General features: G+C 66.3%; 11 protein-coding genes and 1 pseudogene. 4 read left to right on the plus strand and 8 right to left on the minus strand.

Annotated elements, in window-relative coordinates; translation table 11 throughout:
- Nucleotides 1-236 (plus strand): annotated as a pseudogene (locus K8V11_RS01170) (short-chain dehydrogenase/reductase); the annotation flags it as partial.
- A 55-nt stretch (nt 237-291) separates the two neighbouring features.
- Nucleotides 292-705: a DoxX family protein gene (locus tag K8V11_RS01175; protein ID WP_303910379.1), complete on the plus strand. Its 414-nt coding sequence runs from the start codon at nt 292-294 to the stop codon at nt 703-705.
- 19 nt (nt 706-724) lie between these two features.
- Here K8V11_RS01175 and K8V11_RS01180 read toward each other — a convergent pair whose 3' ends face one another.
- On the minus strand, nt 725-2,194 hold the full coding sequence (locus tag K8V11_RS01180; protein ID WP_303910380.1) for a PLP-dependent aminotransferase family protein: 1,470 nt from the start codon (nt 2,192-2,194) through the stop codon (nt 725-727).
- A 163-nt stretch (nt 2,195-2,357) separates the two neighbouring features.
- Here K8V11_RS01180 and K8V11_RS01185 point away from each other — a divergent pair, with 163 nt between their 5' ends.
- The gene (locus tag K8V11_RS01185) at nt 2,358-3,584 is read left to right on the plus strand and encodes an aminotransferase class I/II-fold pyridoxal phosphate-dependent enzyme (protein WP_303910381.1); all 1,227 of its coding nucleotides are present in this window, start codon (nt 2,358-2,360) and stop codon (nt 3,582-3,584) included.
- Between the two features lie 14 nt (nt 3,585-3,598).
- Here K8V11_RS01185 and K8V11_RS01190 read toward each other — a convergent pair whose 3' ends face one another.
- The 7 genes from K8V11_RS01190 to K8V11_RS01220 all read right to left on the minus strand — a co-directional run bounded on the left by K8V11_RS01190 (nt 3,599) and on the right by K8V11_RS01220 (nt 8,164).
- On the minus strand, nt 3,599-4,003 hold the full coding sequence (locus tag K8V11_RS01190) for a low molecular weight phosphatase family protein (protein ID WP_303910382.1): 405 nt from the start codon (nt 4,001-4,003) through the stop codon (nt 3,599-3,601).
- Nucleotides 4,004-4,034: 31 nt separating this feature from the next.
- Complete coding sequence (arsB, locus tag K8V11_RS01195; RefSeq protein ID WP_303910383.1) at nt 4,035-5,123, minus strand: ACR3 family arsenite efflux transporter; 1,089 nt, start codon at nt 5,121-5,123, stop codon at nt 4,035-4,037.
- Complete coding sequence (locus K8V11_RS01200) at nt 5,120-5,497, minus strand: metalloregulator ArsR/SmtB family transcription factor (RefSeq protein WP_303910384.1); 378 nt, start codon at nt 5,495-5,497, stop codon at nt 5,120-5,122. The genes arsB and K8V11_RS01200 overlap by 4 nt, the downstream gene beginning before the upstream one ends.
- 67 nt (nt 5,498-5,564) lie before the next feature.
- Nucleotides 5,565-5,792, minus strand: a complete 228-nt coding sequence (locus K8V11_RS01205; RefSeq protein ID WP_303910385.1) for a helix-turn-helix transcriptional regulator — start codon at nt 5,790-5,792, stop codon at nt 5,565-5,567.
- A complete protein-coding gene (locus tag K8V11_RS01210) occupies nt 5,779-6,321 on the minus strand; it encodes a hypothetical protein (protein ID WP_303910386.1) in 543 nt (180 codons plus the stop codon). The genes K8V11_RS01205 and K8V11_RS01210 overlap by 14 nt, the downstream gene beginning before the upstream one ends.
- Nucleotides 6,322-6,422: 101 nt before the next feature.
- Nucleotides 6,423-7,178 carry an ABC transporter permease gene (locus tag K8V11_RS01215; RefSeq protein ID WP_303910387.1) on the minus strand — a complete coding sequence of 252 codons (756 nt, stop codon included), beginning with the start codon at nt 7,176-7,178 and terminating at the stop codon, nt 6,423-6,425.
- 23 nt (nt 7,179-7,201) lie between these two features.
- A complete protein-coding gene (locus K8V11_RS01220) occupies nt 7,202-8,164 on the minus strand; it encodes an ATP-binding cassette domain-containing protein (protein ID WP_303910389.1) in 963 nt (320 codons plus the stop codon).
- Nucleotides 8,165-8,480: 316 nt separating this feature from the next.
- Between K8V11_RS01220 and K8V11_RS01225 the strand changes: the two genes are divergently transcribed.
- Nucleotides 8,481-8,962: hypothetical protein (locus K8V11_RS01225; protein ID WP_303910388.1), on the plus strand; the 482-nt coding region annotated here is incomplete at its 3' end.

Raw genomic sequence — 8,962 nt, forward strand, 5'->3', positions numbered from 1 at the left:
ACCCCGACGGGCTATACGCGGCCGAGTTCGACACGATGATCACAAATCTCGACGCCAACGAGGCGAAGGGAATCTCCACACAGGAGCTCGTCGCCGAGCTGTTCAAGGCGATCGACGATAAGCGCCCGGCCAGTTTCTACGCGGCCGGCTCGTCCGCGCCGTTCGCGTTCTCGGCACAGCGGGCGCTGCCGCTGGAGATCATGCAGAACCTCGTCCACCGCAAGCACGGGCTGTAGCCGCGCGACTACACTGGGCCGAAATTCGCAATCCCGCGCGATAAAAGGAGCTCACATGACCGCACTCACCCTCGCCCACACCGCCATCCTCGGCGCCGCGTTCGGCGGAGCCGGGTACGCCAAGGTCTCCGAGCAGGAGGCGATGGTCGAGTCGGCGAAGCACCTCGGCTACTCCTTCGACGAGTTTCAGCTCATCGGCGCGGCCGAGCTCGCGGGCGTGGGTGGTCTCGTCGTAGGCAACAAGTTCCCGCTTGTCGGGGCCGCCAGTTCGGCTGCCCTCGCCACGACCATGGCGCTCGCCGTCAATGAGCACATCCGCGCCGGCGACGAAGCCAAGGTGTACGCCGCCCCTGCGGTCCTCTGCGCGTTGTCGGCCACCGCAACGCTTGCCTTCCTGTCCGCAGCCGGCAAGAAGCGCAAGGAGAAGAAGGAAGCGAAGCGGGCCAAGAAGTCCGCCAAGAAGAACTAGCTCCGCTCCCTCACCCCGATCATTCGCCTCGGCGTTCGGCGAGCGCGCGAACATGCGCGCCGAACGCCGAGGCGAATTCGCGCGCTCCCCCGCCCGGCAGCCTCGAATAATTCAGTATGACGCCGGACAACGGGAACCTCGTGGACTGCGAACTCAGCGCGCGTACCCGCCAGCCGTCGCCTTCGAGCGCCACCACCAGCGCATCGTCGTCCACGCCCGGCGTGAGCACGCACAAATGCAGGCCCGCCTCGACCCCGACGATCTCCACGCCCTCGCCTGCCTCGCCGCCTAGACGCCCAAGCCCCGCGAGTTCCGCCCGAAGCGCCGCCACGAGCCGCGCGCGCCGGTCGGAATACACGCGCGCCGCCCTCGACAAATGTCGATTCATCGCGCCGTCGGAAATGAACGCGGCTAGTGCCTCCGCCGGCAGCGCAGACGGCCCGCGCCTGTGCACCGCCAGCCATCGCCGCAGCTCCCTGCGCAGGTATTCCGGCGCCACGCACCACGCAACGCGCAGGTCCGGCGCCACCGATTTCGACGAGGTTCCCACGTACGCCACGTGCCCCTCGGCCCCGGGCAGCGTCGCCAGCGCGGGCAGCGGCGCGACCCCGTAGCGGTATTCACCGTCGTAGTCGTCCTCGATAATCAGCGATCCCGTCGCGCGCGCCCATCGCACGAGAGCGACCCGCCGCTCCACGCTCATCCGGTGGCCGAGCGGATACTGATGCGCCGGCGTCACAAAAACGATCGACCGCCGCCGCCCGAGCCGCGCCGCGTCAAGTCCCTCCGCCTCGGCGGGATGAAGCTGCACGTCCAGCCCGGCCTCGCGCGCCATGAGCAGCGCACCGCGGTAGCCGGGGTCTTCGTGGTGGAACGCGACCGCATCCCCTTCTTCTGCCGCGCCCCCAGCCTCAGCGCAGAACGCCGCACACAGCGCCGCCACCGCGGAGCGCGAGCTGTCGAACAGCAGCGGGTCGGCCGCCTGCAATCCCCGATGACGTCGCAGGTGCCCGCGCAACTCGCGTCGCAGATTCGCGCTCGGTTCTTCCCACGGGTTGACGCCGACGAGCGACGCCCCTGCGGCCGCGCGCACCGCCCGCCGCCACGCCTTCTCGTCGACGAGCGTCGCATCTGGAATCCCCGGCCGCAGATCCCGCGGACTCCGCGCCCGCCCGGGTTCGGGCGCCGCCGGCGCTGCGGGTTCGGGTCGTCCTCGGGCCCGAGCACCCGCACGAGCACCCGCCCGCGCGGCTTGCCCGGCGCCGTCGCTCACCCGCGTCCCCGAGCCTGCGCGCGTGGAAATGAACCCTGCCGCCGAGAGCTCGTCGTACGCACGCACGATCGTCCCGCGCGACAGGCCCGTCTGCGCCGCAAGCGCGCGCGAGGCGGGCAGCCAGTCGCCGTCGCCGAGCGCGCCCGCGGCGATCTGCGCGACCACTGCGTCCACGACATCCGGGGCCGAGGAGACCTCGCCCAACGCCAAGTGCACGTGCCGCGTCGTCCTACTCATCTGGCGTCGTCCCACTCATGGCGCCAGCATAGTGGTTCACGTTTTTGTGAATAATTGGACCTTCCCGCGAGTCCACTTTGCAGCCAGACTGGTCACCAGCAGCGCCCGAGCGCGCACCCGCACCACCCGCAGGAGGTCCCACATGCCGCAGAAGCAGTTCGCCCAGTCGACCCGTCTCGCCGACGTCACCTACGACGTGCGGGGGCCAATCCTGCAGGAGGCGGCGCGACTGGAGGCCGAGGGGCACGAGATCCTGCGCCTCAACCTCGGCAACATGTATCCCTTCGGGCTCACCGCACGCCAGGACATCGTCGACGCGGTCACCACCAGCATCGAGCCGGCAGAGGCGTATTCGGATTCCAAGGGCATCGAACCGGCGCGCCGGGCCGTGGCCGAGTACTACGCCACGTGCGGAATCCCCGACATCGACGTCGACCACATCTTCCTCGGCAACGGGGTCTCCGAGCTCATCACGCTCGCGCTGCAGGCGATCGTTAACCCGGGCGACGAGATTCTCGTGCCCGCGCCGGATTACCCGACGTGGACGGGCGCGGTGAACCTCACCGGCGGCGTCCCCGTCCACTACCTCGCCGACGAGGCCAACGACTGGAATCCGAGCCTCGACGACATCGCCGGGAAGATCACCGATCGCACGAAGGCGCTCGTCCTGATTAATCCGAACAACCCGACCGGGGCCGTGTACAGCGAGGACACGGTCCGCGGGATGGCGGAGCTCGCCCGACGTCATGACTTGATTCTGCTCTCGGACGAGATCTACGAGCACCTGGTATTCGAGGGCGCGACGCACCACCATGCGGCGCGGCACGCGGGCGAGGACGTGCTGTGCATGACCTTCGGAGGACTGTCGAAGTCGTTCCGCGTCTGCGGGTTCCGCGCGGGCTGGCTCGCGGTGTCGGGCCCAACCGAGCGCGCCGGCGACCTTCTCGAGGGCATCGGCCTGCTGTCCAACATGCGCGTGTGCCCGAATGTTCCGGGCCAGTACGCGATTCCCGCCGCGCTCGCGATCGGCGCGGACGAGCTGCCCGGCGTCGTCGACCCCGGCCGCTCCATCGAACGCAGGGTGACGGCGAGCGCCGCGCTTCTCGAGGAGATCGATGGCGTCAGCTGCGTCGCCCCAAAGGGCGCCCTGTACTGCTTCGCGCGCTTCGAGCCGGACGCGTTCGACTTCGCCGGTGACGACGATTTCGCCCTCAGCCTGCTGCGCGAGGAGCACGTGCTTGTCACGCGCGGAACCGGCTTCAACTGGCCAAACCCGGACCACTTCCGCATCGCCTGCCTGCCGGACATGGACACCCTCGCCGGCGCGATTGGAAAGATCGGCGCATTCCTGGACCGCCACCGGTTGTGAACCGAACGCCGCCTCTAACTCAGACGGGCCGCAAGCTCCTCCACGCGCGCGGCGATGTCATCGCGGACGAGCCGCATCCGCTCGAGCCCCTCGATCCCGCGCTGCGAGGGTTCGTCGGTCACCCAGCGTTCGACGCGCGCGAACCCCGCATCAACCTGCGCCTCAGCGCCCAGAACGATGACGTGGTCTGCGGCGGCGAGGAGCTCCGGGTTAACGGGCTTCGGCGCGCCGGCCGCGATGTCGACCCCGACCTCGGCGAGCACCTCGACCGACTCCGAATTGAGTCCGGTGCCCGGCTGTGTTCCGGCGGAGTCGATGCGCACGCGTTTCCCCCACCGCGCCGCCATGAGTCCCGCAGCCATCTGCGATTTCCCGCTGTTGCGCACGCAGATGAACAGCACCGATGGTGTCTCGGACATGGGCTTTCCCCTTCGATCCAGCGTGAGTGGCTCAGTAGTTGGCGCGAGTCGGCGACTCGAATTTCGTGCGCAGACGCGACCGCAATGCCAGCGACACGTAGACGAGGCCGACAAGCACGGGCACCTCGATGAGCGGCCCGACGACTCCTGCAAGCGCCTGTCCCGACGTCGCTCCGAACGTTCCGATGGCGACCGCGATGGCGAGTTCGAAATTGTTTCCCGCCGCCGTGAACGCGAGCGTGGTCGTGCGCTCGTAGCTCATGCGGAGCGCGATGCCGACCGCGAATCCGCCTCCCCACATGAGTGCGAAGTACGCCAGCAGCGGCAACGCGATCCGCGCGACGTCGAGTGGGCGGTCGATGATCTGATCGCCCTGGAGCGAGAACAGGATCACGATCGTGAAGAGCAGGCCGTAGAGCGCCCACGGGCCGACCTTCGGCAGGAAGCGCTCCTCGTACCACTCGCGGCCGCGGACGCGTTCGCCGAGGAATCGGCTCAAAAACCCCGCGACCAGCGGGATCCCGAGAAAGATCAGCACCGATTTCGCGATCGTCCAGGGCGAGACGTCGAGAGTCGCCTGGTCAAGACCGAGCCAGCCCGGCAGGACCGAGAGGTAGAACCACCCCAGCACCGCGAACATGACGACCTGGAAGATCGAGTTGATCGCGACGAGCACCGCCGCGGCTTCGCGATCCCCACAGGCGAGGTCGTTCCAGATGATGACCATCGCGATGCAGCGCGCGAGCCCGACGATGATGAGGCCGGTGCGATATTCCGGAAGATCGGGCAGCATCAGCCACGCGAGCGCGAACATCAGCAGCGGGCCGAGAACCCAGTTGAGCATCAGCGACGCGATGAGAAGGCGCCTGTCGCTGGTCACGGAATCGATCCGGTCGAACCGAACCTTCGCGAGCACCGGGTACATCATCACAAGCAGCCCGAGGGCGATCGGGAGCGAAACGCCGTCGATCTCGACCGCGCCGACCGCGGAATCGAACCCCGGGACGAGGCGCCCGAGCGCGAGACCCGCAATCATCGCCACACCGATCCACACCGGAAGGTAGCGGTCGGTGGTGGACAACCTCGCGGCCTCGGGCTGCGGTGCTTCCGGCGCCGTCATGAAGCGATCTCCGCAGCGCCCGCGGCAACTCCTGCACCCGCGAGAGCTCCGAGGAGTTCGCCGGTCGCCGCATGCTCCACGCGGTAATGCACCCATGTCCCACGCCGCTCAGAGGCGACCAGCCCCGATTCCCTGAGTACCCGGAGGTGGTGCGAGATGGTGGGCTGGGAAACGTCGACGAACGGCGCGAGATCACACACGCACGCTTCTCCCCCGGCGTGGCTCGCGATCACGCTGAACAGCTGCAGCCGCACCGGGTCCGCGAGCGCCTTGAACATCCCGGCCCGACGCGCGGCCTCGTCCGCCGAGAGCGGTTCGTGCACGAGAGGGGAACATCGCACGGCGGCGTCTGCACCTCGATCTTGATTCGACATACATCTATATTGACAGACATCGAATTAGCGAACGAATCACCCCACCCATGACGTCGGACGCCGGTGTTCACTCGACGGTGAATAGATCCCCCGGCTGGCAATTGAGCGCCTCGCACAGCGCGGCGAGCGTCGAGAACCGGACGGCTTTCGCGCGATTGTTCTTGAGCACCGAGAGATTCACCGGGGTAACCCCTACCTGCTCGGCGAGAGCCGCCAACGTGATGCCACGCTCGGCGACCAACCGGTCGATGTGGCACACAACTCCCGGGGTTCCAAGTTCGTCAGACGAGACCATCGACGTCCTCCTGCATTCGCACGCCGCGGCGCACGGCGACGGCCATCAGGCTCAGCGTCAACAAGAACACATAGAACACCACAAACTCCGGGGGCTTTGCCGCGAAACCGGACCACCGGTCGAAATCGATCGAGGACGAATACCAATTGTCTGCCATTCCCTCGATAAACCAGCCGACGCTTCCCGCCAGGAGAATAAGAGTCGCAGCCCAGAAATAGCGTGAGTTAGCCAGCGTGAAGAACTCCCCACGAAGCATGTTCCGGGCGGCGAGCGTGAGCACCACGATCAGCGCAGCCAACGCAAGCGCCTTGACTCCGACCGCGAGCCCGTACATCACCACTTGTCCCGTCGTGAGCTCGGCGATCGGAATACCGCCGCCCAACGCATCCCCGAGCGAGGTGTCGAACTCACCCTTGATGAAAATCGAGGCCACATAGTTGACGAGAACAACGCCCGAAATCGCATACGCGAAAATGCTTGCGCCGATATCGCGTCTCCGGGACTTCTCCGCCCTTCGTTCGGTATCCATAACAAACCCTCCATATCGAAAGTCGATGTATCGTTTTTCGATAATATCGACTTTCGATATGGAGGGCAAGGGTGGATTTCAGGTCACCCGAACGCGAAGACCTACGCATTCTCCTTCCGGAACACATGCGTGCCCCATGCGATGCCGGCGATAAACATCGCCACCGCCCAGAGCACCGCCCACAGGGTCGTCGTATCGAAGGTCGTTCCACCGAACGCCCCGCGCACGCCGTCGACGATGTACCGCGTAGGCATAAAGTCAGACACCCGCTGAAGCCATTCCGGACCGATCGTCATCGGCAGCAAAATGCCCGAGAGCAGCAGGATCGGCATCATCAACATGTTGGTCAGCGGCGCCATGACGTCCTCGCTCTTCGCCGTCAGCGCCAAGGCGTTGGACGCGCCGGCCGCGGCCGCGCCGGTCAGCAGAGTGATGAGAATGCCGAGCACCACTCCGAGCAGCGGCGCGTCCATCCCGAAGGCGTAGCCGAGCCCCACGAGGATCAACGCCTGCACGAAAATCTGCAGCACATCGCGCATGAGCCGGCCGAAGAGCAGCGCCGTGCGGTTGGCCGGCGTCACCCGCTCGGCCTCGATAACGCCCTCGCGCCACTCGGCAATCAGCCCGAAGCCCGCGAACAGCGCGCCGAACAGGCCCAGCTGCACGAGCAGTCCGGGCACGAAGAACGTGTAGGCATTGACGGCGCCGAACTGCGCCGTCAACGGCTCGAGCAATGGCGCGAACAGCAGCAGATAAAGCACCGGCTGCATGATCCCGATCATGATCCACGCGGGATTGCGCAGGTTGATGCGCAGCTGCCGGCGGAAAATAATGAATGAGTCCTGGAAGAATCGCATGGTTCTATTCCTCAAATCTCGCCCTACGACTCGCGCAGGGATCGGCCGGTCAGCTCTAGGAACACGTCGTCGAGCGTGGGGTGGGTGACGTCGAGCGACTCGAGCGCAATGCCCGCCGAATCGAGCGTCGAGACGAGGCCCGGGAGCGCGGCACCCGCACTCGGTACGCGTGCGCTGACCCGCGCATCCGCGATCTCCACCTCACCTTCGGCGCCTGCGCGCTCGAGCGCCTGCGCCGCCCGCGAGGCGTCGCCCGGCCGCGCCAGCTCGAGCACCACGAGATCCCCGGCGACCTGCGCCTTGAGGTTCTTCTGCGTGTCCGAGGCGACGATCTTGCCGTGGTCGATCACGACGAGCCGGTCGCTGAGCGCATCGGCCTCGTCGAGGTAGTGGGTCGTGATAACAATCGTCGCGCCGTGGCGTTCGCGCAGCTCGCGGATGTGCTGCCACAGGTTCGCGCGCGCCTGCGGATCGAGCCCGGTCGTCGGCTCATCGAGGAACACGAGCTTCGGCTGGTGCACCAGGCCCATCGCGATATCGAGCCGCCGCCGCTGCCCGCCGGACATCTTCGACGGCTTGCGCTCCCACATGCCGCCGAGGTCCAGCTGCTCGAACAGCTCCTTCGCCCGCGCCGTGACCTCCTTCTTGCCCTGCCCGTACAGCATCCCGTGGTCGACGATCTCCTCGCCCGCGCGAACCTCGTTGCCGGTCGAACCGACCTGCGAGACGTAGCCGATATTCTGGCGCACCTCGCGCGATTGCTTGATGACGTCGTACCCCGCAACCTTCGCCTCGCCCGCCGTCGGGCGAAGCAGGGTGGTCAACATCCGCAGCGTCGTCGTCTTCCCGGCGCCGTTGGGCCCGAGAAAGCCGACGATCTCGCCCTCGGCGACGTCGAAGTCGATCCCGTCGACCGCCTTGACGTCCACTTTCTCCTTGCCACGGCGGGTCTGGAACGTCTGCTCCAGTCCTCGCGCCCTGATCATTTCCATGGTGGCTAACTCTTTTCGTCGATAAAATTTCTCATTCCGGGCTCTTTCGCACGCACCAGTCCCGGCCCGACCATCGTGCAACCTTGACGCAGTGTCAGGGCAAGCTCCCGCGCCAACTCCCGCGCACCCGAAACCACACAACCGAAACAAAGATACGCAGCCACTCCGACTTTTCGCGCGGCGCAGCCCCACATTCACACCCACCATCGCTGCAGGTAAACGCATACTCACTCGGCATCCGCCCCGGAACGGGGCGAATTCGATAGCGTGGCGGCGCACGCCGAAAAAGATCAGACCCCAAGGTAGCCACGTGATTGCACTCGCCATCGTCTGTGCCGAGATCCTGTTCTGGGTCTTCCTCCTTTCCGGCCTATTCGCGCGCTACGCGCTTCGGCAGAAGACGCTCGGGCTGGTCTTACTCGCGCTGACCCCTGTCGTCGATATCGTTCTCATCGCACTCACGTACATCGACCTCCACCGAGGAGCCGACGCCTCGTTCTTCCACGGCCTGGCGACCGTGTACGTCGGGTTCACGGTGATGTTCGGTCCCGCCATCGTGCGCGCCATGGACGCGAAGTTCCTGCGCAGATACGGCGGAGGCAAAGGTAGTGGCGCGGAAACGGCACGTCCGATGTCATCCAGCGGGTCCCCTACCGAGAAGGATGCGCGGCGCGACTGGCTCAAAGCATGTGCAGCCTGCGGGATCGCCGGTGTACTTATCGTGATCGCAATGGTGATTGTCGGTCTGTCGGGTTCGTTCTGGCTGATCTACTGGCTGGTCGTTCTGGCGTC

The organism is Dietzia timorensis (assembly GCF_020742175.1).
In the GTDB taxonomy this organism is placed as follows: domain Bacteria; phylum Actinomycetota; class Actinomycetes; order Mycobacteriales; family Mycobacteriaceae; genus Dietzia; species Dietzia timorensis_A.

Bases quoted from the DNA above. Each gene is read 5' to 3' on its own strand.
- K8V11_RS01185 (WP_303910381.1), top strand. From the start codon at position 2,358: ATGCCGCAGAAGCAGTTCGCCCAGTCGACCCGTCTCGCCGACGTCACC.
- K8V11_RS01220 (WP_303910389.1), bottom strand. From the start codon at position 8,164: ATGATCAGGGCGCGAGGACTGGAGCAGACGTTCCAGACCCGCCGTGGC.
- K8V11_RS01215 (WP_303910387.1), bottom strand. From the start codon at position 7,178: ATGCGATTCTTCCAGGACTCATTCATTATTTTCCGCCGGCAGCTGCGC.
- K8V11_RS01205 (WP_303910385.1), bottom strand. From the start codon at position 5,792: ATGGTCTCGTCTGACGAACTTGGAACCCCGGGAGTTGTGTGCCACATC.
- K8V11_RS01200 (WP_303910384.1), bottom strand. From the start codon at position 5,497: ATGTCGAATCAAGATCGAGGTGCAGACGCCGCCGTGCGATGTTCCCCT.
- K8V11_RS01175 (WP_303910379.1), top strand. From the start codon at position 292: ATGACCGCACTCACCCTCGCCCACACCGCCATCCTCGGCGCCGCGTTC.
- arsB (WP_303910383.1), bottom strand. From the start codon at position 5,123: ATGACGGCGCCGGAAGCACCGCAGCCCGAGGCCGCGAGGTTGTCCACC.
- K8V11_RS01190 (WP_303910382.1), bottom strand. From the start codon at position 4,003: ATGTCCGAGACACCATCGGTGCTGTTCATCTGCGTGCGCAACAGCGGG.
- K8V11_RS01210 (WP_303910386.1), bottom strand. From the start codon at position 6,321: ATGGATACCGAACGAAGGGCGGAGAAGTCCCGGAGACGCGATATCGGC.